Annotated in this window: 20 protein-coding genes; 17 read left to right on the top strand and 3 right to left on the bottom strand. The window is 56.0% G+C overall.

Annotated features, from left to right (window positions below; all coding sequences use genetic code 11):
- Nucleotides 1-676 precede the first annotated feature (676 nt).
- The 4 genes from DQG13_RS13575 to DQG13_RS13560 all read left to right on the top strand — a co-directional run bounded on the left by DQG13_RS13575 (nucleotide 677) and on the right by DQG13_RS13560 (nucleotide 7046).
- Nucleotides 677-1741 (top strand): hypothetical protein, encoded by a 1065-nt coding sequence (locus DQG13_RS13575; protein WP_113020305.1) that lies wholly within the window; start codon nucleotides 677-679, stop codon nucleotides 1739-1741.
- 98 nt (nucleotides 1742-1839) lie between these two features.
- Entirely contained in the window at nucleotides 1840-5025 is a 3186-nt protein-coding gene (locus tag DQG13_RS13570) for a carbohydrate binding domain-containing protein (protein ID WP_113020304.1), read from the top strand.
- Between the two features lie 208 nt (nucleotides 5026-5233).
- Entirely contained in the window at nucleotides 5234-6271 is a 1038-nt protein-coding gene (locus DQG13_RS13565) for an L-lactate dehydrogenase (RefSeq protein ID WP_113020303.1), read from the top strand.
- 280 nt (nucleotides 6272-6551) lie between these two features.
- Nucleotides 6552-7046, top strand: coding sequence for a CcdC family protein (locus tag DQG13_RS13560; protein WP_113020302.1), 495 nt, complete (start codon nucleotides 6552-6554; stop codon nucleotides 7044-7046).
- A 327-nt stretch (nucleotides 7047-7373) separates the two neighbouring features.
- On the opposite strand, the gene DQG13_RS13555 is transcribed toward DQG13_RS13560, so the two are convergent.
- Nucleotides 7374-7586, bottom strand: coding sequence for a hypothetical protein (locus DQG13_RS13555; protein ID WP_113020301.1), 213 nt, complete (start codon nucleotides 7584-7586; stop codon nucleotides 7374-7376).
- A gap of 194 nt (nucleotides 7587-7780) precedes the next feature.
- On the opposite strand from DQG13_RS13555, the gene DQG13_RS13550 reads away from it, so the two are divergent.
- The 11 genes from DQG13_RS13550 to DQG13_RS13505 all read left to right on the top strand — a co-directional run bounded on the left by DQG13_RS13550 (nucleotide 7781) and on the right by DQG13_RS13505 (nucleotide 18755).
- Nucleotides 7781-8023: a hypothetical protein gene (locus DQG13_RS13550; protein ID WP_113020300.1), complete on the top strand. Its 243-nt coding sequence runs from the start codon at nucleotides 7781-7783 to the stop codon at nucleotides 8021-8023.
- Between the two features lie 202 nt (nucleotides 8024-8225).
- Nucleotides 8226-8456: a membrane protein insertion efficiency factor YidD gene (gene yidD / locus DQG13_RS13545; RefSeq protein WP_113020299.1), complete on the top strand. Its 231-nt coding sequence runs from the start codon at nucleotides 8226-8228 to the stop codon at nucleotides 8454-8456.
- Nucleotides 8457-8954: 498 nt separating this feature from the next.
- Nucleotides 8955-10973, top strand: coding sequence for a methionine--tRNA ligase (metG, locus tag DQG13_RS13540; protein ID WP_113020298.1), 2019 nt, complete (start codon nucleotides 8955-8957; stop codon nucleotides 10971-10973).
- A 217-nt stretch (nucleotides 10974-11190) separates the two neighbouring features.
- The gene (locus DQG13_RS30770; protein WP_181592741.1) at nucleotides 11191-11430 is read left to right on the top strand and encodes a hypothetical protein; all 240 of its coding nucleotides are present in this window, start codon (nucleotides 11191-11193) and stop codon (nucleotides 11428-11430) included.
- Complete coding sequence (locus DQG13_RS13535) at nucleotides 11427-12965, top strand: spore germination protein (RefSeq protein WP_181592740.1); 1539 nt, start codon at nucleotides 11427-11429, stop codon at nucleotides 12963-12965. The genes DQG13_RS30770 and DQG13_RS13535 overlap by 4 nt, the downstream gene beginning before the upstream one ends.
- 28 nt (nucleotides 12966-12993) lie before the next feature.
- Nucleotides 12994-14097, top strand: coding sequence for a GerAB/ArcD/ProY family transporter (locus tag DQG13_RS13530; protein ID WP_113020296.1), 1104 nt, complete (start codon nucleotides 12994-12996; stop codon nucleotides 14095-14097).
- The gene (locus DQG13_RS13525; RefSeq protein ID WP_113020295.1) at nucleotides 14094-15311 is read left to right on the top strand and encodes a Ger(x)C family spore germination protein; all 1218 of its coding nucleotides are present in this window, start codon (nucleotides 14094-14096) and stop codon (nucleotides 15309-15311) included. Before DQG13_RS13530 ends, DQG13_RS13525 begins: the two co-directional genes overlap by 4 nt.
- A 96-nt stretch (nucleotides 15312-15407) precedes the next feature.
- Complete coding sequence (locus DQG13_RS13520; RefSeq protein ID WP_220094371.1) at nucleotides 15408-16379, top strand: metal ABC transporter substrate-binding protein; 972 nt, start codon at nucleotides 15408-15410, stop codon at nucleotides 16377-16379.
- Nucleotides 16380-16409: 30 nt separating this feature from the next.
- A complete protein-coding gene (locus tag DQG13_RS13515; RefSeq protein WP_181592739.1) occupies nucleotides 16410-17198 on the top strand; it encodes a metal ABC transporter ATP-binding protein in 789 nt (262 codons plus the stop codon).
- A gap of 9 nt (nucleotides 17199-17207) precedes the next feature.
- On the top strand, nucleotides 17208-18014 hold the full coding sequence (locus DQG13_RS13510) for a metal ABC transporter permease (protein WP_113020294.1): 807 nt from the start codon (nucleotides 17208-17210) through the stop codon (nucleotides 18012-18014).
- Between the two features lie 30 nt (nucleotides 18015-18044).
- Nucleotides 18045-18755: a cytochrome c biogenesis CcdA family protein gene (locus DQG13_RS13505; RefSeq protein ID WP_113020293.1), complete on the top strand. Its 711-nt coding sequence runs from the start codon at nucleotides 18045-18047 to the stop codon at nucleotides 18753-18755.
- Between the two features lie 7 nt (nucleotides 18756-18762).
- Here the strand turns inward: DQG13_RS13505 and splB are convergent, their stop codons facing one another.
- The gene (splB, locus tag DQG13_RS13500) at nucleotides 18763-19830 is read right to left on the bottom strand and encodes a spore photoproduct lyase (protein ID WP_113020292.1); all 1068 of its coding nucleotides are present in this window, start codon (nucleotides 19828-19830) and stop codon (nucleotides 18763-18765) included.
- Nucleotides 19831-20041: 211 nt separating this feature from the next.
- Here splB and mntR point away from each other — a divergent pair, with 211 nt between their 5' ends.
- The gene (gene mntR, locus DQG13_RS13495) at nucleotides 20042-20473 is read left to right on the top strand and encodes a transcriptional regulator MntR (protein WP_113020291.1); all 432 of its coding nucleotides are present in this window, start codon (nucleotides 20042-20044) and stop codon (nucleotides 20471-20473) included.
- Between the two features lie 153 nt (nucleotides 20474-20626).
- The gene (locus tag DQG13_RS13490; RefSeq protein WP_113020337.1) at nucleotides 20627-21595 is read left to right on the top strand and encodes a patatin-like phospholipase family protein; all 969 of its coding nucleotides are present in this window, start codon (nucleotides 20627-20629) and stop codon (nucleotides 21593-21595) included.
- A gap of 9 nt (nucleotides 21596-21604) precedes the next feature.
- Here DQG13_RS13490 and DQG13_RS13485 read toward each other — a convergent pair whose 3' ends face one another.
- Entirely contained in the window at nucleotides 21605-22093 is a 489-nt protein-coding gene (locus DQG13_RS13485; RefSeq protein WP_113020290.1) for a hypothetical protein, read from the bottom strand.
- Between the last annotated feature and the right edge of the window lie 89 nt (nucleotides 22094-22182).

Here is a 22182-nt window from a genome sequence, read left to right as displayed (position 1 = left end):
AGCGGCTGGTGGGCATGAGTAGATTAACTGGTGGTTTGGGTGGAGCGGCTGGTGGGGATGGGTAGACTAACTGGTGGTTGACTAACTGGTGGTTTGGATGGAGCGGCTGACGGGGGGCGGACCGACGATCCGCTATTTTTCTCATTTTGCCCTTTTCCGGATTTTCGCGGACTGACGATCCGTTATTTCACTCCAGAAGTACGGAGCACCCCCGCTTTTTTACGTTTAACGGATTCTGTGTCCGCTCCGGAGAAAAAAAGGCCGATTTTCGTGAAATAACGGAACCAGGGTCCGCACAATGAACTGGCGGGAGGAGGATGCGGGTGCAGCGCGAAAAGCCTTGAATCGAGCCTCCCCCGCGCCGTAGCGGAACTCAGCGACCCTAACAAGCGGAAAATCGGCCAGCCGAGTTTGCAGCGGAACTGAGAAGCGCTTACTGAGGAGAAGGAGGCTTCCGGAGGCTCCGGTGGCCGAATTTGCTTCTGCAAGAGTTTAATAGTTCCGTTAGCGGCGCGGAAGCGGGGGTTTTCCCTTGTAAGAGCCGGATAGTTCCGTAACCATGGCTGATGAGTAGTAGCATCATTGGGTAAATCTTAATATTTTACCAGCGAATCTTAAAAGATTAGCACTTACCGGGATGAAAGCGCTGTAATAAGATGGAAATGGAGGTGGTGCCATGAGAGTTGGAATCGGGGCGGCGCTTTTGGCGGCAATCGTTGTGGTTGTGGCGGGCTGGAGTGTCCTCTATGCAAGCGGCAGGACAGAGCAGGATGCGGTTCGGATTGCGCAGGTGAACGGCATGGATGTCACAGCGTTGGAATTCAGGCAAGAGCTGGACCGCCAACGGGCTGGGGTGATTGACCATTTCTACCGGACCTACGGCGCTGTGTACACGGAAAGCTTCTGGGACACCAGCTATGGCGGAGAGAATCCGGAGACGGTTGTGAAGACCAGGGCCATGGAGGAGCTGGTCAAACGGAAAGTGGAATTGGAGCTGGGCAGCCGCTTCGGGCTTCTGTCCGGTACGGCGTATAGGGATTTGCTGGAGGAGATGAACAAAGAGAACAAACGGCGGGCGGAGGCGGTGAAGGCCCGGCTGCCCGTGTACGGCCCCGTCAGCATGGATGAGACGGTGTTCATCCCCTACTATATGAGCAAGCTGCGCAATGAGTTGAAGGAGAAGGTAACGCCTCAGGAGCTGGGGGTGACGGAGGAGGAGCTGCTGCGGCTGAAGGAGCGGGAGCGCAATCCGATATTGCCTGCGGAGGACCGGGTTCGTTTCCAAAAGCTGGCCGTGTCTTACCGGCAGGGGGAGCCATTACACGTATTGAAACAGCGTCTGGAGCAAGCGGCCCAAGAGACACCGCCCTCCGGGGCAGGGATACAAGTGACAGAGGAAGAGCTGAACGGGGAAACGGCGGGCATCTATTTCAAATCCCAGCCTATGCTGTATTCCGTATTGGCCGGCGGTCTTGAGAAGGGACAGGCCAGCCCTGTTTTTGATGAGGCGCTTCAGGGTCAGTTGGTTCTGGTGAAGGTGCTGGAGCGGGAGAGTGTGGACTCCGGAAGCTCAGGAAGCTCCGGAGACGCCCTTGGCAGCGGGGGCGGCAATGGGAAGGCTGGCAAGAAGGCGGCGGCGGAGTCGTTGGATGAGCTGTACCGGGAGCATGTGGAACAGCTTGCGTCAGCGGCGGAGGTAATTTTGTTCCGGGAGGGGTATGACCGTATCACGATGAAATAAAGGGTTGCTTACCGCGATCTTGAAAGCGGTTACTGACCGTCACGGCGGCAGAGCCGCGTTCCTGATACATTTTTTTAGCCGGGGAGGGAAATGAAGAAATGAAGCTGAAGCAGTTTGGATGGTTGCGGGTGTTGCTGGCTTTTCTGGTGGTCGTGGCAGGTGGGGTGCCTTGGGCGGGGGCTCCGCAGGTGCAGGCGGCAGGTACGGCGTATTACGTGGATGCGGCGGGCGGCAATGATGCCAATGCGGGAACATCCGCCGGCGCGGCCTGGAAAACGCTGGCGAAGGTGAATGCCACTGTTTTTCAGCCGGGGGATGCCATTCTGTTTAAGGCGGACGGGGTATGGACGGGAACACTTTCGCCCCAGGGCTCGGGGGTTGAGGGTCAGCCGATCATCATCGACATGTACGGCTCCGGGCGCAAGCCGCTGATTGCAGGAGCCGGGGCAGCCGCTGCCGTCTATTTTTACAATCAGGAGCAGTGGGAGGTCCGGAACCTGGAGATTACCAATGACGCCTCCGCCAAGGGTGTCCGCAGAGGCATCCATGTGGACGGCAGCAGCGGCACCTGGACCAACCCCAAGGTGTACCGGCATTTTGTGTTTGAAAATCTGGAGATCCATCATGTCAAAGGGGATGTGTCCACGGATTACGCCCATAACGGCGGCATTATCGTATGGGGCACCAGTTGGGATTATCATGTGGCGGATGTCACGGTCAAGAACAGCAAGATTTATACTGTAGACAGTGTAGGCATCTACATTTACGGCGCCCAAAAGGCATATTCCTCGGGCTTCCGGGTGGCGGACAATGTGATCTATGACATTGGCGCGGATGGAGCGTTTATTCTGGACACCACCGGCGGGGTTATCGAAAACAACGTGGTGTATGACACCCATCTGCGGTCCGGCAGCTATCATGTGCCGTTATGGGTATTTTCCAGCAAAAACTCTGTCATCCAGTTCAACGAGGTATACAACACGGCTCCCGGCGGGGATGCCATGGCCTATGACGCGGATTACAAAAGCGACGGCACGATAATCCAGTACAATTACAGCCATAACAATGCAGGCGGTGCTTTTCTGGTGGTGAATGACGGCACGGTGGCCTCCAATGCCAATACCAACACCACGATCCGGTACAACATCAGCCAAAACGACGGGGGAGCCGTCTTTAATTTCAGCGGCACTCCGGATACCACCACCATTTACAACAATACGGTGTACCTGCCCAAATCCTCCAACGCCAAGGTGGTGGATGTGCTCAATTGGGGCGGTTATGCCAAAAACACCTATTTCTACAACAATCTGATCTATAACCTGGGCTCCGGAGGCTACAGCTTCGCCGGAAGCACCAACAATGTGTTCGATTATAATCTCTTCTTCGGCAATCATCCTGCAAGCGAACCTGCGGATGCCCACAAAATAACCGCGGACCCGCAGTTGGCTTCTCCGGGCTCCGGCGGAATCGGCAAGAATACATTGGCGGGCTACCAGCTGCTGAATACCTCGCCTGCCATCGGGGCCGGGAGGATCATAGCGGGCAACGGCGGCCGGGACTTCTTCGGCAATCCGGTTGCCGCCGGGACGGCCCCCAACATCGGCGCTTATCAAGGGCCGGGGCTTGACCCCAATAATTTGCCGCCGCTTCCCCAGCCTCCTGCAGAGGAGAATCTGCTGAAGAATCCGGGCTTTGAAACCGGGGATTTCACCAACTGGCCTACCCATTACAACGGGGCAACCGTAGAGGCCTCCAATGCTTATGAAGGCAGCTACGCCGCGAAGCTGACCGGTGCTTATGCGGGAGCGGAGCAGACGGTGAGCGGGTTATATCCCAATACCATCTACAAGCTGTATGCGTACGGGAAAAGCACCGGAGGCGGGGATGCGGTGGTGGGAGTGAAAAACTACGGCGGCACCGCCAAGGATGCCCATGTTGCCTCCTCCGCTTATACCAAGAAGGAGATCACCTTTACCACGGGGAGCGATGCCACCAGCGCCATCATTTATTTGTACAAGGCCGGGGGCAGCGGGGAGGTATGGTTTGACAGCCTGGAGCTGATCCAGTTCAGCGCAGCACCAGGCGGGCCTTCGGGGCCTGTGTATACCGTGGGCACCAGCGACGAGTTTAATGACGCTGCGCTTCACAGCCAGTGGCGGTGGGTCAGGGAGAACAGCGCCAACTGGTCCCTGTCCGCCAACCCGGGGAACATGCGGATCGTCAGCGAGGCGGGAGATATTGTGGACGGGGGAGCCACGGCGCGGAATATTCTTTTGACCGGAGCGCCGGAGGGCAATTGGCTGATCGAGACCAAAATGAGCGGCAAACCCTCGGCCCGCTGGGCCCAGGGAGGTTTGATCGCCTATGTGGACGACAACACCTATTTCCGGATGACCCGGCTGTACGGCAGCGGCAACCAGTTCCAGTTCACCAAGCAGGTGAATGCGGTCCGGGAGCATGTGGAGGTGGCCGATACTGTGGAATCGGCGGTGTCCTACATGCGGATTCTGAAATACGGCAATACCTACAGCGGCTATTATTCCGCCGATGGCCAGGCCTACACCCAGGTGTGGACCACCCAAACGGCAGAGCTGGACAATCTGAAGATCGGGCTGATCGTATGTGCGGGAACAGGGCTGACGGCGGATTTTGATTATTTCCGCATTGTGACGGACGGCCTGACGCCGCCCCCCAGCCCAACGCCGACTCCATCGCCTACGATCACTCCGACACCTACGCCCACCGCAACACCGACTGCAATGCCGACACCAACGGCCACACCGACACCTACGCCAACAGCAACACCAACTGCGACGCCAACGCCGACGCCGACGGCCACACCGACTGTGACGCCTACGCCGACACCTACACCAACCGCAGCCAATTTGTTGGCCAATCCGGGGTTTGAAACAGGGGATTTTACCGGCTGGCCCACTCATTTTACCCAGGCCGCCATTGTGGATGCCAATGCCCATACGGGAACCTACGCCGCCAGGCTGACCACCGCCTATGGAGGGATTGAGCAATATATAAGCGGGCTTGAGCCCAACACCACGTATACGCTCAAGGCCTGGGCCAAGGGAACCAACGGGGAGTTCGGCGTCCGCAATTACGGCAGCTACCAGCGGCAGGTGTACGTCAATGCAACGGAGTATACCCAAGGAGAGGTTACCTTTACCACGGGCAGCACGAATACGACAGTGACTGTCTTTATGTATAAGCGCGGAGCGGCAGGCGAGGTGTATTTCGATGATTTTGAGCTGATGATCAAAACACCGCAGTAAGCGGCGGCATAGCGGTATTTTTTTAGCGGGCATCCTGAACAGGGATTGTCCGCTTCTTTTTTTGACAGAAGGCTGTTCCTTGTTATTGACCGCCTGAATTTTTTCATAGAGGGAATGACATTTTCATGTTATAATAGGTAACATCAGTTTCGCGGCGAATATACTGTAGCAGAACAAGACAACGGCATATGAAGAGAGGAAGGTCGCCATGGGCAGAAAAACACGCAAGGTTGCCATTGTGGGAACGGGGCTGGTGGGCTCAAGCTGCGCGTATGCCATGATTAATCAGGCGGTATGCGAGGAGCTGATGCTCATCAACCGGAGCCCGGAGAACGCGCTGGCGCAAGCTTTGGACCTGTCGCATTGTATGGATTTCACTCATTCCAGAACCAAAATATATGCAGGCCATTACGACCAATGCGGCGATATGGACGTGATCATTCTTGCTGTGGGCGGCAATCCGAAAAATCCCGGCAGCCGTCTGGATCTCCTGGATTCCTCCATGGAAATGGTGAAAGGCATCATTCCCCCCATTATGGAAAGCGGGTTTAGCGGTACTTTTGTGGTGGCTACCAATCCGGTGGATATTGTCACCTATGCGGTATGGAGGCTCTCCGGTCTGCCCCGGGGGCAGGTCATCGGCACGGGAACCTCCATCGATTCCTCGCGGCTTAAGACCATCCTGTCGGAGATTTTTCCGGTGGAGCCGCGCAGCGTCCAGGGTTTTGTCATGGGCGAGCACGGGGAGTCCCAGTTTGTCGCCTGGTCCCATGTGACCATCGGAGGCAAGCCCATCGGGCAGGTTATCCAGCAAAATCAAAGCCGCTTCGGCCATCTTGATCTGGATGAAATCGCCGACCGGACGCGGCTGGCTGGATGGGAGATCTACAAGCGCAAAGGCTCCACTCATTACGGCATCGGCAATGCCCTTGCCTCCATCACCCGGTCCGTGCTCAATGATGATCACCGGATCATGGCGGTTTCCGCCATCCTGGGGGGGGAATACGGACAGCAGAGCGTATGCGCAGGCGTGCCGGCGATTATTTCCGCCAACGGAGTCCATGAGGTGGTGGAGCTGAATTTGAATGCGGAGGAACAGGAGAAGTTTGGCAGGTCCTGCGACTTGATCCGGTCTTTTCTGGAATCCGCCCAATTGGCGGCGCCGCCGGAAGCGCCGGGGGTGGACCCTGCCCGGCTGGGGCAAGCCGATGCCGGAAATGCCGCATCCGCAGAATTTGGCGCATAATCCTGTTTATACAACCGCAGCCTGTTATGGCCAGCGGTTTTTTTGCGTTTATGCGGGTTTGGTTGGGCAACCGGGAAAACAAGTCACAGGGCATAAGATGGCAATAATTCTGACATGGGATGGAGCTGCCGTTCGGAAATGGAGGGAATCAGGAGGGGCGGACATTAAGGGAGGGAACGTATGATATGGAGCCTATATGCCGGAAAATTTAACAATGGAACGCCCATATGGTATAACAGAACTATCGTTACCCAACTTGACCGTCGAGGGGGATCTATTTATGGGAACAGCACAAATTACCTCGCTGCTCGTATCGGTGTTGGCCGGCTCCATGGTTATCTTTCTGCGGCTCCGGGCCTCCAACCGCCCTACAACTCTGCGCAAAATCATGATTCCGCCATTGGGCATGTCCACCGGGTTTATGATGTTTCTGGCGCCTCACACGCGGATTCCCTGGTCATGGGCGGGAATTGCTTTTTTGGTGGGGGCGGTTTTCTTTTCGGTCCCGTTGATTCGCACGACACAGCTGGAAATCCGTGATGAAGTGGTCTATATGAAGCGCTCCAAGGCTTTCCTGTGGATTATCATCGGCATGCTGCTGGTCCGGGTGCTTCTCCATGACTGGGTGGAGCGGTACATAACGGTAGTCCAGTCGGCGGGAGTGTTCTTTATCCTTGCCTTCGGCATGATTCTGGTGTGGCGCATGGCCATGCTGCGGGCGTTTCTGTCCCTTACCGGGGACAAACGGGCGGTGAGCGGCGCGGTCAACAAGTAGTCCCCTCATGCTGCTGCACTGCCGGAAATGATAGCGGGCATCAAATGTACGCTATTGAAGGGTTTGGCGGCTTTTTTTGGGAATAGCGTATATAAAATGTTCGCTATTCCCGGCAGAAGACGCTAAAGCAGCTGGATTGGAGCAAATAGCAGACATTTTGTGTATGCTAAATGGCGTTTTTTCGGTGAAAAGAGGCAATAGCGAACATTTTATGCCGCTTACATGCCCCGCATAGCGAGAGCCTTGTATCCCGGCTCGAACCCAAAACAAAAGCCTGTCCGGTATCCGGGCAGGCTTTTCTACATGTGCGCCCGGCATGGGCGTCAGTCAGAAGGTTTTCTCCAGCCGCAGCGCATATTCCACAAACTGCTCAAAACGGCGGAAGCCGATGCCCTCCATGTAAAAGTCGCATAACTCCTGAAACTCCGGACTCCGAAACATCCGGTAGGTGGATAGTCTGCGCGGTTCGTCTCCCAATTGGCTGATCATCCTTTTTCGCAGCATAGCGTGTCCGGCAGCCTTATGAACGCATGATCTCATGATGTATGGGCTCCTCCTCGTGGTAGGTTCTGTTGCGAGAAATGTGGGTTGCAGTTTGCGTCCCCGGATGGATTCCAGTTTGGTCAACAGCGGGGCAACTCATACTTCAAAAACTTTTTTGCGCTGCAGTATTGACAGAACGCCTCAAACAAGGTATCTTAATATCAGCGAAACGATATTGAGAATCATTATCAATGAAGGATGGCCTTGAAGCTAGCCTTAAAGTTAGTCTGGAGGCTGCAGTTACCCTGGAGGTTCTCAAAGTTGTTCCCGAGGTTATCCCCAATGCCGTCCCGAATGAACCGCTTGCCCATGATGCCGTGATCGTCAAGACCCGGCGCCATACGGCAGACAAAGCCAGTGATGCAGGCTCCGCCAAACGGACCCGAACACGGCGCGGAATCGTTCCCGGCGGCGAAGAAAGCTGCTTTACCTAACTATCGCGTCTCACCATTTTCCATAGTTATCCTCTTCTCAACCGCCTGAGGGGCAGCACCGGTTATGCCGGAAGCCCCGTTCGGGCGGTCTTTTTTTTGCGCAGGGACTTTTACCGGAGCGGCGTTCCGCCGATTTGACTGACGGATAAAAATGCAGCATGATGAAGGAAGTACATCTTAATTATACGAGGGGCATCCCATGATGAAAAAAATCGCCCAAGCCCCGGTGAGATTTTACCGGAAATTCCTGTCTCCCTTAAAGCCGCCCACCTGCCGGTTTTACCCCACCTGCTCGGAGTATGCCCTGGAGGCCATTGAAGTCCACGGCGCCCTGAAGGGCTCCCTGCTGGCTGCCGCGCGCATCTGCAGATGCCATCCCTTCCATCCGGGAGGAATCGACCCCGTTCCCCCCAAGGGGCGGTGGAAATCTTGACAGGGCAGACCTTTTTCGTTATATTGTGAATAATTGTGAACCCATACGTTTTTCTGTGAAGGGATGAGTAGGGGGACAGACGCTGCCGCAAGAGAGCCGGGACAGGTGAGAGCCGGCGCAGAGAAGTCTTCCGAAGATGGTCCTGGAGAAACTGCCTTCGAGCATGCGCGGTTAAGCGCGCAGGAGACTCTGCCGGAATCAGTGCCGCCAAAGCGGATACTCTTTTCGTCACAGCTTCTTAGGGCGTGTCTGACACGCCTGGTAAGGGGGCGGCGCGGATTCCGGCGTTAGCGGAACAGCAGGCTTGCTGCCGATGTGCGTATTGTGCGCCCGCGGCGCGGCTGACTGGCTTGAGCCCCGGACCGTGAAGGTTTGGGGGAATCTGGGTGGTACCACGTGAGGAAGCTCTCGTCCCAATGGCGGACGGGGCTTTTTTTGGTTTACGGGACAACAGAGAACAGAGGCATATGGGTCAACTTTACGAAGGAGGCATTTTCTGTGGAAAAGAAAACATTTTACCTGACAACGCCGATTTATTATCCCAGCGACAAGCTGCATATCGGCCACGCCTACACTACCGTCGCCGGCGACGCCATGGTGCGCTACAAGCGCCTGCGGGGGTATGAGACCCGGTTTCTCACCGGCACCGACGAACACGGTCAGAAGATTGAGGAGAAGGCCAAGGCGGCGGGCAAAACGCCCCAGGAGTTTGTGGACGGCATTGTTATCGGCATCAAGGAGCTGTGGCGGAAGCTGGACATCTCCTATGACGATTTTATCCGCACCACGGAAGAGCGCCACAAGACCTCCGTTGCCGACATCTTCGACCGGCTGCTGAAGCAGGGGGATATTTATCTGGGCGAGTACGAGGGCTGGTACAGCATTCCCGACGAAACCTTCTACACCGAAACCCAATTGGCGGATGTGGTCAAGGATGACAAGGGCAATATTATCGCGGCCAAAAGCCCCGACAGCGGCCATCCCGTCCAACTGGTGAAGGAGGAATCCTACTTCTTCCGGATGAGCAAGTATGCCGACCGGCTGCTGAAATACTACGAGGAGAATCCCGAATTCATCCAGCCGGAATCCCGCAAGAACGAGATGATCAACAACTTCATCAAACCCGGCCTGGAGGATCTGGCCGTGTCCCGGACCACCTTCGACTGGGGCATCAAGGTGAAGGGCGATCCCAAGCACATCATCTATGTTTGGATCGACGCCCTGTCCAACTACATTACCGCTCTGGGCTACGGCTCCCAGGACGACACCCTCTACAAGAAATTCTGGCCTGCGGATGTGCATCTGGTGGGCAAGGAAATTGTCCGCTTCCACACCATTTACTGGCCCATTATGCTGATGGCGCTGGACCTGCCCTTGCCCAAGAAGGTATTCGGCCACGGCTGGCTGCTGATGAAGGACGGCAAAATGTCCAAGTCCAAGGGCAATGTGGTGGACCCGGTGACCCTTATCGACCGCTACGGCCTGGATGCTCTGCGCTACTACCTGCTGCGGGAGGTGCCCTTCGGTTCCGACGGCACCTTCACCCCGGAAAGCTTCGTGGAGCGGGTCAACTCCGACCTGGCCAACGACCTGGGCAACCTCCTGAACCGTACTGTCGCCATGATGGAGAAATATTTCGGCGGTGTGCTGCCGTCTCCCCAGGACGGGCAAACTCCCTTCGACGGCTCCCTGAAGGAAGCGGCCGCCGCAGCCGTTGCCAAGGCTGAGGAGGCGCTGGAGAAGATGGAATTCTCCGTCGCCCTGACGGCCATCGGCAGCCTGGTCAGCCGCACCAACAAGTATATCGATGAGACGGCTCCCTGGGCCTTGGCCAAGGACGAGGCGAAGAAGGGCGAGCTGGCCTCCGTCATGTACCATCTGGCGGAGAGCCTGCGGATCGCATCCGTTCTGCTGCAGCCGTTCCTGACCTCTGTGCCCGCCAAAATCTGGGCCCAGCTGGGCATTGCCGCAGGCCCCTTGACCACCTGGGACAGCGCCGCGCAATTCGGCCGCCTGGAGCCGGGAACCCGCCTGCAAAAGGGCGACCCGCTGTTCCCGCGTCTGGACGCCGAAGCCGAAGTGGCGTATATCACCCAAGCCATGACGGTTGGCAAGCCTGTTCAGCCGGCGGAAGCCCCAGTCCCAGCCGCCGCTCCGGCTCCGGCCAAGGTCGAGCCAGCGGAAGCAGCTCTGCCTGAGATCACCATCGACGATTTCTTCAAGGTGGAGCTGAAGGTAGCCCAGGTGCTGGCCGCCGAACCGGTGAAGGGCGCCAACAAGCTCCTGAAGCTGCAGCTGGATCTGGGCGCGGAGCAGCGCCAGGTGGTGTCGGGCATCGCCCAATATTATACGCCGGAGCAAATGGTGGGCCGCAAGGTCATCTGCGTCACCAATCTGAAGCCGGTGAAGCTGCGGGGCGAGCTGTCCCAGGGCATGATCCTGGCCGCCTCCCACGGGGACCAGCTGACCCTGGCCACTGTGGCTGAGGATCTGCCCGTCGGCGCCATCGTCAAATAAGCAGCATCAGGCTGTCCCATCAGGGCCGGTTCTCCGAGAGAGGAGAGCCGGCCCTTTGCATGTCCGGGTATAGTTATGGACGCATGGGCAAAAACTAGCCCAAAAACCTCTAAAAGTACCGCGATGATCCAGCTCCAATTCCGGGTACGTTTGGGGGAGCCTCCGCGTGAAAAGGCGGAGGGTCCATTTTCACAGAAAAGAGGAAGGTGAGTGCAGCATGAGGTATCTGACCGTTCTGGGCTTGGCCGTTTGGCTGGCTGCTTTTTTCCCGCGCAAAAACTCTTACTATGGCCAACCCTCCCCGGGCGTTAGGGAAAAAACGGCGTATGTCGTATTGTCCCTGGCGGCTGCGAGTCTGTGCGCGCTGCAGCAATGGAAAGCCTTCCCCGCTATTGCCAGGTTTATGGACCAGGGGATGATGCTGATTTACCGCATAGCCGGAGGTGGCGCTTCGTGAGAATATGGAGCAAGGCCAATGCCAAACGCCGGATCGTCCCGTCCGGCCAGACTGGCATTCCCGAATCCTATCCCCAGGGGACGATCACGGCCGAGCTGTCGGAAACGGTGGCCTTCTTTCGGGAAAGCCTGGCTTTATGCAGCGATCTGGTGATCAAGGAAACGGAGGTCCGCCAGCAGGGAGGGGCCGTCCTGCGGGTGGCGGTGATGTATGTGGACGGACTGGCGAACAGGCAGCTGGTGCATGAATTTATTACCCAGCCCCTGGCCACAACTTGCTTGCCGGAGAGCCAGGCCGGCATCGCAGAATTGGAAAAGCTGATTACGGCCACGAACATCAGGCGGGAAAGCGGTCGGGCCAAGCTGATGTATTCGCTTTTGAACAGCAGCACTCTGGTTTTCCTGGAGAACGCGGCGGAAGGGCTTGCCATCTCCTCGGAGGGCTGGGAGCATCGCCAGGTCCAGGAGCCCGTGACGGAAAGTGCCATCCGCGGGCCGCAGGAGGCCTTTAACGAAGTGCTTCGGGTCAATACGGCGTTGATCCGCAGGCGGATCAAGGACCCGCGGCTGGCGGTGGAGTCCCTGCAGGTCGGCACCCGCAGCCTGACCGATGTGGCTGTGCTGTATATCCGGGATATTGCCCATCCGAAGCTGGTCAACGAGGTCAAACGGCGCATTCGGACGATTGAGATGGACGGCATGCAGGATATCGGACAGATGGAGGAGTTTCTGGAGGATAATCCGCTCTCTCCGTTTCCCCAGGTTACCGGCACGGAACGGGTGGACAAAACCGTTGCCGCCATTCTGGAGGGGAAGGTGGCGGTTATGCTGGACGGCTCCCCCTACGCCTTGTCCATGCCCTCTACCTTCGCCTCCTTTCTCTACGCCTCCGAAGACTATTACAGCAAGTTTATGGCCGCCACCTTTGTCCGCTGGTTCAGAGGGCTGGCGCTCTTGATGGCTTTGTTTTTACCCTCCCTTTACATTGCCCTGATTACCTTTCACCAGGAAATGCTGCCTACCCCGCTGATGCTCTCCAGCGCAGCCAACCGGACCGGGGTGCCCTTCCCCGCTTTTTTTGAAGCGCTGCTGATGGAGGCCAGCATTGAGCTGCTTCGGGAGGCCAGTCTTCGTTTGCCCGGCTCCCTGGGCCAAACCATCGGGATTGTCGGGGCGCTGGTGATTGGCCAATCTGCGGTGCAGGCCGGATTTGTCGGCCCGATTCTGACCATTATCGTGGCGTTTACGGCCATCGGGTCCTTTGTGATCCCCAATTACAACACCTCCATTACGATCCGGATGCTCCGGTTTCCCTTGATGCTGCTCGCCGCGACGATGGGGATGTTCGGCATTTTGTTTGGAGGGGCGGCCATTCTGCTGCATCTGGTCAGCCTTACCCCCTTCGGGGTTGGCTATCTGGAGCCCTTCCGCCCGTCCCGGTGGGCGGATTTGGATGACTCCATTCTTATCCGCAAGCCTACCTATCTGATGTCGCTGCGCCAGCGTTATCTGAAGCCGCAGCAGCGGAGGCGATAAACCAACTCGGGCTTGAAAGGAGAACAGGATGGACAAAAACAAAAACAGATTAACCCAGCCCCAACTGATGTTCATTTCGGGCATTTATATTTTTGCCACCATGTTCATCACCTTGCCCCGGGAGCTTACGGTTTTGGCACAGCATACGGGATGGCTGTGCATATTGGCCGCCATGGCAGCATTCTCCGGCTATATCTGGCTGCTGAACCGCTTGCTTGGACGGATCGGCGACCAGGAGTTTATCGCCTATGTTCATTCCCTGTTGGGGCGCTGGATCGGCATGCCCTTTACCCTGCTTTTTCTGCTACTGCCTACGCTGCTTTATTCGGCCTATGTGATGCGGCTGGTGGGCGAATTGTTTGAAACGCTGGTTATTCCCGAAACGCCCCTTGGCGTTATGCTGATTATGTTTCTGATTCTCCGCTATTGGAATGTGCGGGGAGGCCTGCGCTCCATCGGCCTGTTTGCCGAGGTGGTGTTCCCCGGGATGGCAGCGGTGCTTGTCATTATGCTGCTTCTGTCCCTGGGCCATGTGGAAATGAGCCGGATTATGCCTTTGTATGATACCAACCTGCCGGATCTGTACCGGGGCACCTTGTCCGTGCTGGCCATTTTTATGGAGATCGGCATTTTGCTGTATGCAGCCAATGGCATCCGCGACCGACAGAAGACCACCGGCACCTTGCTTAAGGTTAATTTGACAGTGGGCATTCTGTTTGTGCTGACCTATTGGCTGTGTCTGGGTACCTTCGGCTCCTCCTATTTAAAGCGGCTGGCTTTTCCCACGGTGGAGATGGTCCGGAATATCAGCTTTCTCCATTTCTTCGAGCATGTGGAGCTGATTTTTCTGGCGATGTGGGTCACCATGAACACCGTTAAGGGGTCGGTTACCTATTATGCCTGCGCGTCCGGCTTCCGCTCCTGGTTTGGCCTGAATTCCTACCGGCCGCTGCTTTTTCCCCTGGCGGTGATCATTTACTTTCTGGCCATCATTCCCCAGAACCTGCCCCAGGCCGTCTTCCGGCTGGACCAGTTCAAGGGGCAGGTCTACCCTTATGTCAGCATCCTGTTTCTGCTCCTGATGGAGCTTTTGGGCTGGATCAAAACCAAACGGGGGGGCAGCGCGCCATGAAAAAGGCTCTGTTGCGATTTCTGCTGCCGGTGGGCTTCCTGCTGCTTCTGTCCGGCTGCTGGAGCGCCAAGGAGGCCAATGAAATCGACTATGTTATGGGGGTAGGCATAGACAAAACGGACAGCGGCGAGATCATTCTGACCATTCAGACTCCCGATTTGTCCGCCATTAAGTTGGAGAATGCCAGCGGAGAGGATAAATTCAAGACCATCAGCGTGAAGGGCGCCACTACCTTTGAGGCGCTGCGCAATTACATTAATGTTGTAGGCCAAAAGCTGTTCTGGGGCCATATTCAGGTTTGCATCATCGGCGAGAAGGCGGCCAGGGAGGGCGTTGATGACTTCCTCGATTTCTTCAGCGCCGATGCGGAATTGCGCGGCACCTCATACATAGCGGTGGTGAAGGGCTTGGCCAAGGATTTGATGGAATCTCGGCTCACCCTGATGCCCATCCCCTCCGAATATCTGTCGAATCTGATGTCCAATGCCAATCTCAACGGCAAAGCCCCCAAGGTGCAGCTGGTGGATTTTAACCGGATGCTGACGGAACCTACCGGAAGCCAGCCTTATGCTCCCGTTATGGAGCTGATGAGCCAGGAAGTCTATGACCGCCGGATATTCGGCCGGCAGATTTCATCGAGCAAGGGAGATGAGCAAACGCCCATCATTTATACCGGAGGCACAGCCGTGTTCCGCGGCAACAAGCTGAAGGGTTTTCTTAGCGAGAAGGAATCCAGGGGACTGATATGGACCAAAAATTCGATGAAGAGCGCAATTATTTCCGTGCAGGCGGACGAGGGAGGAGTGATCTCCCTGGAGCTGATCGGAGGCGTGAAAAACCGGAGGAAGGTTTGGATGGAGAACGGCCAGGCTCATATTCGGGTGGACATTTCCGCCAATCTGAATATCGGCGACCGCAGCGGCTACAAGAATGTTGTGAAGACGGAGGAGCTGGCCGAGCTGGAGAAGGGCTTTAACGACATTGTCAGAAAAGAGGTGGAGATGGCCTTCGACAAGACCGTGAGGAAGCTGCACTGCGATATTTTTTCCTTCGGCAATTCCTTAAATGACCGCAACCCCAAGGAATGGGAGAAAGTAAAGGAACGGTGGGAGGACGAGATTCTCCCTGCCGCCAAACTGGACATCCGGGTACATGGCACAATCCGCAGAACCACCCGCACTCTTTATTCGCCCTGGGTGGAGAATGGGAAATAACCGCTTTTAGGGTTGACAAATCTGCCGCAGTCCCACTATAATCATCCCTGTTGATAAAAATTACGATTAAGGGTTGAATTGGGAGGATGCGGACTCATGAATATACGTACCAAATTGGCGGGGGCCATGGCGGTTGCCCTGGGAATTGCAGTATTGGCGGGAGGTTGCGGCAACAATTCCGGCATTGAGCTTTCTGCCGACAAAACCAATGTGGTGGCCAGCTTTTATCCGTTGTATGATTTTGCCTCCAAAATCGGAGGGGAGCGCATCCATGCTGTCAGCGCCGTGCCCGCCGGAGTGGAGCCCCATGACTGGGAGCCGAAAACAAGAGATATCAGCCAGATTCTGAAGGCCGATTTGTTCGTCTATCAAGGTGCGGGTCTGGAGGGCTGGGTGGATGATCTGCTCAAGAGCCGCAAGGACAAAAACAGCCTGATTACCGTTGAAGCAAGCGCCGGCCTTGAGCTTATTAAGGCGGAGGATCATGAGGAAGAAGAAGGCCATGAAGAGGAAGGCCACGAGGACGAGGAAGGACATGATCATGGGGATTTTGACCCCCATGCCTGGCTGAGCCCGATGAACGCCAAGAAGATGGCGGAGGCTGTCAAGAACGGGCTGGCAGAGGCCGACCCTGCCAATAAAACGGAATACGAAGCCAACTTCGCCAAGCTGTCCGCCTCCTTCGACGAGCTGGACCGCAAGTACCGGGATACCTTGAGCAAGCTCACCAAAAAGGACATTGTGGTTTCCCACAAGGCTTTTGCCTATCTGTGCCGGGATTACGGATTGAATCAGGTGGCTATAATGGGATTGACTCCCGATTCCGAGCCGACAGCCCAGGACATGAAGAAGATCAATGATTTCATTAAGGAGCATCAAGTGAAATATATCTTCTTTGAGGAGCTGGTGTCCGATAAGCTGGCCAAAACCCTGGCCAATGATCTGAAAATCGAGACGCTGGTGCTGAATCCTCTGGAGGGGCTGACGGATGCCCAACTGAAAGCGGGGGAAGATTATTTCTCCATCATGGAAAAGAATTTGCAAAACCTAGTAAAGGCTTTACAATAGCAGTATCCAGTTATAGAAAGAAGGCAGTCTATGAGCAACCCGGTGGACCCCCAAGCCCACTGTCATGACCCGGTGGTGACGCTTGCGGATGTTTCGTTTTCCTATGAGGGCAAGCAGGTGATCCGCGACCTGAATTTTACTGTGCTGCAGCGGGACTTCGTGGGCCTGGCCGGCTCCAACGGGGCGGGCAAAACCACGCTGCTGCGGATTATTGTCGGCCTGCTGAAGCCGGACCAGGGGGAGGTGCGCCTTTTTGGGGAGCCCTATTCCTCCTTCCGCGGCTGGAACCGGATCGGCTATGTGCCCCAGAAGAACGCCTTCAACCCCCTGTTTCCGGCTACGGTCCGGGAGGTGGTGCTCTCCGGGCTGTACGGACGCAATAAGCTGTTTAAGCGGCTGACCTCCGCCGATGTCCGCAAGTGCCAGGACGCTCTGGAGGTAATGGGCATTCCCGACCTGGCCGAGCGCCGGATCGGACAGCTCTCCGGCGGCCAGCAGCAGCGCGCGTTTCTGGCCAGAGCCCTCGTCAACAATCCGGAGCTGCTGATTCTCGATGAGCCTACGGCAGGGATCGATGCGGAGACCCAGGAGGGTTTTTTTGAGCTGATCCGGCACATGCACCAGCATCATGCCATCACCTTCCTGATGGTGTCCCATGACATTGATATGCTGGAGGATTATATGGGAGGGGGACCGGCCCAGGTCTGCGGCAAGCTGAAATTCTATGTTCGCCACACTCATGATCCGCAGGACTGCTCGGAAACCCGGCTCCACCTTTCCGGCGGGGCGAAGCGCGAAAAAATTGAGGTTGGGGGATAAACAAAAACGGTGGACATTTTTTCGGAAATCTTTTTTCAGCGGGCCCTGCTGGGCGGATTATTTATCGGCATAACAGCACCCCTCCTGGGCATATTCCTGGTATTAAGGCGTTTGTCCATGATCGGGGACACCCTCTCCCACGTATCCATCGCCGGTGTGGCGTTGGGTTTTTTGATTCATGTGTATCCGGTGGCCATGGGCCTGGTATTTGCTTTATTGGCTTCCTTCGCTATCGAAAAGCTCCGGCGGACCTACAAAACCTACGCGGAGCTGTCTATTGCCATCATCATGTCCGGCGGCGCGGCGCTGGCTGCATTTCTGTTTACCATGGGCCGGAATTTCAACGTGAATGTGACCAGCTACATGTTCGGCAGCATTCTGACATTGGACAATAAGGATTTATGGCTGATTGCGGGGGTGACCCTGCTGGTGGTGGTGTTTATGGGTCTGAACCACAAGGAGGTATTTCTGCTGGCCTTCGACGAGGATGCCGCGGGAATCAGCGGCTTGCCCGTCCGTCTGTACAACATTGTAATTACCATGCTGACGGCGCTGGTGATCAGCGTGGCGATCAAGATCGTCGGCGCGCTTCTGGTATCGGCGCTTCTGACCATTCCCGTAGCCTGCAGCCTGCTGGTGGCCAAAAGTTTCCGCAGCGCCGTATGGACCGCCCTGCTGTATTCGGAAGTGGGCGTATTGGGGGGACTGAGCCTGGCCGGAATCGGCAACTATGCGCCGGGGGCTTCCATCGTGCTGCTGTTGATTGCGATGCTGATGATTACCCTATTGATCCGCAAAGGCTTCAAACCTGCTTAGAGATCAGAAACAAAGGGAAGGAGATCATGGATGAACGTTACGGTCTGGATGGCCCTGCTGGCGGGTGTTGCTTCATTCCTTTCTCCGTGCTGTTTGCCTTTATACCCTTCCTACTTGTCCTATATGACCGGAATCTCCGTAGGGCAGCTCAAAACCGGCGAGGCTTCGGGAACGGTGCGCACCCGGGTGGTGCTCCATGCCCTTTGCTTTTCCCTGGGGTTTTCGGTTATTTTTTTTACCATGGCCTGGGGCGCAGGCCGGCTGTCGGCGGTTTTTGCGGATTACCGGGAGCTGATCCGCCAGCTGTCCGCCATTCTGATTCTGGTAATGGGGCTGTTTATGCTGGGCATCTTCCAGCCCCAGTTCCTCATGAAGGAGAAAAAATGGCAGATCTCCGCCAAACCTGCCGGGTTTGCCGGTTCTTTTGTGATCGGAATCGGCTTCGCGGCGGGCTGGTCCCCTTGTGTGGGGCCGATTCTTTCGGCCATTCTGGCGCTGTCCCTGACCGATGACAGCTCCTGGCTCCCCTTGATTGCCGCATATTCCGTCGGCTTTGCCGTCCCCTTTATCGGGCTGGCGCTGTTCCTGGGCTCCGCCCGGCGGCTCCTCCGGTACTCCGGCATCCTGATGAAAACGGGAGGGGCGGTGATGGTGCTGGTTGCCATCCTGCTCTACACCGGCAAGCTGACCCAGATTACCATCTGGTTCAACAGCCGCACTCCCGATTGGCTGCAATTTTGACCCTTGTCTACGTGAAATATTCAATTGTTGCCTGAGGAAACTTCTCGAAGATCTGCTCGGTTAAAAAAACCCGCAAAGCCTCCGCCTGCTCATCCGGATAAACATACTTTCCCTGGCCCCAGCGGCCCCACTTGTATTTCCGCTTGGCTTCATCCATCTCCAGCTTGGTCTTGGGATACCGTTCCAGAATGACCCGTTTTGCCGTTTTGGTGAACCGGTGCTGGATCATTTCGAAGGTAAGCTGATTCTTCGCTTCCGCATCTGCCGGCAAAGCCTGCTTCAGCTTTTCCATCAGCTCCCGGTACCCGTTCTCCCAACCCTCGTACCAGATGATGGGGGCAATGATAAATCCAAGAGGATACCCGGCCCGGGCAATTTTGCCGGCTGCATCGATCCGGTCGGCGAAGCCCGAGGTATTCGGCTCGAAATTGCGGATCACATAATCCGCATTGACGCTGAAGCGGACCCGGGTGTTGCCGTTATGCCGGACATGCAGCAGCGGCTCCACGTGATGGAATTTGGTGACGAAGCGCAGCCTGCCCAGGGGTTGGTCCGCCATAAAGGCAATCAGCTCCCGGAGGGAGCCGGAGATATGCTCCAGGCTTACAGGGTCGGAGGTGCAAGCCGCCTCAAACCGGGTGATTTCCGGCTGCCGCTCCTCGATATATTTGGCCGCGGCGGCCATAATATCGTCGGTGTTGACATAGATCCGGATATAGGGCTTTGCCCCCAGCGTGGTTTGCAGGTAGCAATAGTGGCAGTGAGCCATGCAGCCGGTGGCAATGGGGATGGCATATTCGGCGGAGGGTAGGGAGGTATCGAATTTCAGGGTTTTGCGGACGCCTACCACCAGGGTCCGTTTGGCGATTTTGTATTTCTCCAGCTCCGAATCTCCGGGCAGGTCCGTAATCCGGTTGTGGGATGTGGTTTTTTTGATGGGGAGTCCGTTTTTTTCGGCCCATTCCAGTATTTTTTGCCCCTTGGGATATTCCAGAGCGCCAGGCTCAAAGTAGACCAGCTCGGGGACAAACGGCTGCAGACTTGGAGCGGGGCGGGATAAGAGCTCCGTAGACATGGTCATAACCTCCTCCGATTTTACATTTTCTTTGCGAAATTGCGTTGCTTCCCTCATTATTCATTTGTAACCGTTCTAATTAATCAAGGGAATTGCACACTTCGCTTGAAATTCCTTTGAATAAGGGACTTGCCTTTTTTCAGCAATATCAGGTATCATACAAAGGTATCTTATCGGACGGTAGGGAAACGGAAGAGGAGGAGAGTTGTGAATGGCAGCGACTCCCAGTATGGAAGATTATTTGGAGAAAATTTATAAGCTCATCGATGAAAAAGGCTATGCCCGCGTATCCGACATTGCCGAGGGACTGGAAGTGCATCCCTCTTCAGTAACGAAGATGATCCAGAAGCTGGATAAGGATAACTATTTGGTTTATGAAAAATACCGGGGGCTGATTCTCACCTCCAAAGGCAAGAAGCTGGGGAAACGGCTGTTGGACCGGCATAAGCTGCTGGAGGAATTTTTGCAGATCATTGGCGTCCAGGAGGAGAATATTTACCGGGATGTGGAGGGGATTGAGCATCATTTAAGCGCCGATTCCATTTCCTGCATCGGAACCCTTCTGGAATATTTCACCCGGGAGCCGTCCCGTCTTGAGGCGCTCCGCGAGCTCCGGTCGGAGCTGGAGACAGACCCCAATTAGCCTTGGCTGTCTGCTTCGGCCGGGCACCCGCACGAACTCTGCTTGCAAAACCTGGCGAAAGCAGCCAGGTTTTTTTCGTTGGCCAGGCCTGTGACAGCCTCTTTCCTTCATATACATCCAACGAGGGATATTGGAGGAAAGAAGGGGTTGGGCATGAAGATCAATGCTGTGTTTCAGGGGGGCGGCGTCAAGGCCATCGGGCTGGCCGGCGCAGTGGCGGAAACGGAGAAGCGCGGCTTCCGCTTCCACCATATGGCCGGGACCTCTTCCGGCTCCATTGTGGCCGCGCTGCTGGCGGCGGGTTATACCGGGCAGGAGCTGAAGGACATCATCCAGGCTACGCCGTTCACTTCTTTTCTCACCAAAACCTGGATTCACCGGATTCAATGGGTAGGGCCCGCTGTCCGTGTCTTCGTCAAAAAGGGGCTCTATTCGGGCGAAGCGCTGGAGGAGTGGGTGCGCCAATTGCTGGCGGCCAAGAACATCCGGGTGTTCGGGGATTTAGATCAGGACCGGCTGCGGATCATTGCCTCGGATATCAGCCAGGGAAAGCTGATGGTGCTGCCGGACGACATCGCCCAATACGGCATTGATCCCAAAAAATTCTCCGTCGCCAAGGCCATCCGCATGAGCACCAGCATTCCCTATTTTTTCGATCCGGTGATGCTGCGCAAACGTCCCGGGGCGCGGAAGGGGGAGGCCTTCCGGAAGCAGTTCGTGTATGTGGTGGATGGCGGGATCTTAAGCAACTTTCCCTTGTGGCTGTTTGACAAGGAGGTTGACAAGAAAGAGGACAGGAAAATACCCGTTATCGGCTATCAGTTGGTAGGCCAGACCGATCACGAGCCGCGGGATATCAAAGGGCCCATCAGCATGTTCCAGGCATTATTCGGGACCATGATGGATGCCCATGACGAGCGTTATATCGAAGATTTCAACCAGTTCCGGACAGTTAAAATCCCCACGGTGGGCGTTCAGACCACCCAATTCAACATCTCCAAGGAAAAAAGCGACGAGCTGTTCCAATCCGGTGTCCGCGCGGCCTCCAAATATTTTGACCGCTGGTCCCTGGCGGTGTACCAGAAGAACTGCGAAAAATACCCGCCCAAGCTGCTGGTTTGATTCCCGCGCTCAGGAGCTGGAACTCGGCGGGAAAAAGCGGTTGGCTGTCCATCCCCCCAGGCAGATGCCCAGCAAAATCACAATCACTCCCGAAAAAATCGGGCCCAGCTTCTCCAGCCCCAGGATCGGCCGTGCTCCTGAGCTCCAGATCACCGCCACTGTGCCCACAAAGCTTGTTCCCACGAAGGGAATGTACAGATAGGGGGAATGGGGCTTCTGCAGGCGCAGGCTGCATTCATGATAGGCGTCATAAATGCCGAATATGTACATGCACGGATAGAAAAGCAGCCATTCGTAGGCCAGGCATTTTTGGGCGCTGGGAATATCCCACAGCCAGGAGTAATAAATGGCCTCATTCAAATGGGAATAGAAGTTGATCAGGAATTCCATGACGATCAGCGTTACGGCTTTTATGTAGGAGCGGTTGCAGAATTGGCCAAAGCCTGGAATGGCCGCAGACCACAATGCGGCAGACACAGGGCTGCAGGATGGTTTCATGGGGAAGGCTCCTTCATGGGAAGTCAGAATTTGTAAGTATAGTATGTCTATAACATCACGTGAATATGAGAAAAACTCCTGCCGGAGCA

This window comes from Paenibacillus sp. YN15 (assembly GCF_003285005.1).
Taxonomy (GTDB): Bacteria; Bacillota; Bacilli; order Paenibacillales; family NBRC-103111; genus Paenibacillus_AR.
This window is presented reverse-complemented; position numbering and strand designations above follow the sequence as displayed.